This is a genomic window from Actinacidiphila epipremni (assembly GCF_012034175.1).
Lineage (GTDB): Bacteria > Actinomycetota > Actinomycetes > Streptomycetales > Streptomycetaceae > Actinacidiphila > Actinacidiphila epipremni.
In genome coordinates this window covers 1-1485 of record NZ_JAATEJ010000065.1, presented here as the reverse complement: position 1 = coordinate 1485, position 1485 = coordinate 1, and the positions used below count along the sequence as shown (strand labels likewise).

Sequence of the window (1485 nt, the reverse complement as noted above, 5' to 3'; positions counted from 1 at the left end):
GCCGGAGGGGTCGTCGACCTCGACGTCGGGCACCTCGATCCCGTCGATCTTGGCCTGCCGGGTGCGGACCATCAGGTCGTGGTTGGCCGGGTCGTAGGAGATGTTCCCCGTCCCGTCCTGCTTCTCGATCCCCCCGATCCGATGCTCCAACCCCGCCGTGCCCGGCACCGCCCACGGCCGCGCCAGCGTCTGCGGATCCCGCAGATACGGCCAGAACACCCGCGACCCGTCGGCAGCCGTATGGTTCGGCTCCCTCGCGAACTCCACCGCGATCTCCGGCAGTTCGTCCACCGAAGGGATCCGCCACGGCTCCGAGCCGTTGGCCAGATACCCGTCCGACAGCAGGAACACCGGCGTCCGGTACGCCACCGCGATCCGCGCCGCCTCCAACGCCGCCGCGAAGCAGTCCCCCGCCGTCGCCGGCGCCACCACCGGAACCGGCGCCTCACCATTCCGCCCGTACATCGCCTGCAACAGATCCGCCTGCTCGGTCTTCGTCGGCATCCCCGTCGACGGCCCACCCCGCTGGATGTCCACCACCAAAAGCGGCAGCTCCAACGACACCGCAAGACCGATCGTCTCCGACTTCAACGCCACACCCGGCCCCGACGTCGTCGTCACCGCAAGCGACCCCCCGAACGCCGCCCCAAGAGCCGCCCCGATCGCCGCGATCTCGTCCTCGGCCTGGAACGTCCGCACACCGAAGTTCTTGTGCCGCGACAACTCATGCAGAATGTCCGAGGCAGGCGTGATCGGATACGACCCCAGGTACAGCGGCAGACCCGACCGCCTCGACGCCGCGATCAACCCGTACGCCAACGCCAGATTCCCCGAGATGTTCCGGTACGTACCCGCCGGGAACGCCGCCACCGCCGGCGCCACCTCGTAGGAGACCGCGAAATCCTCCGTCGTCTCCCCGAAGTTCCACCCCGCACGGAACGCCGCGACGTTCGCCTCCGCGATCAGCGGCTTCTTCGCGAACTTCGCCCGCAAAAACGCCTCCGTACCCTCCGTCGGACGGTGGTACATCCACGACAGCAACCCCAGAGCGAACATGTTCTTCGCCCGCCCGGCATCCTTGCGCGCAAGACCGGAGTCCTTCAACGCCTCCAGCGTCAACGACGTCAACGGCACCTTGTGCACCGCGAAACCCGCCAGCGTGTCGTCCTCCAGCGGCGACGACACCCACCCCACCTTCGCCAGCGCCCGCTTGCTGAACTCGTCGGTGTCCACGATGATCTCCGCACCCCGCGGCAGATCACCCAGATTCGCCTTCAACGCCGCCGGATTCATCGCCACCAGCACATCCGGCGCATCCCCCGGCGTGAGAATGTCATGATCCGCAAAATGCAACTGGAACGACGACACCCCCGGCAGCGTCCCTGCCGGCGCCCGGATCTCCGCCGGGAAATTCGGCAGCGTCGACAGATCATTACCGAACGACGCCGTCTCCGACGTGAAACGATCACCCGTCAACTGCATACC

General features: G+C 67.5%; 1 protein-coding gene. It reads right to left on the bottom strand.

What is annotated here, in order from left to right; translation table 11 throughout:
- Positions 1-1485, bottom strand: a 1485-nt coding sequence (locus HCN08_RS34425) for a 2-oxoacid:acceptor oxidoreductase subunit alpha (RefSeq protein WP_167987318.1), incomplete at both ends; no start/stop codon positions are given.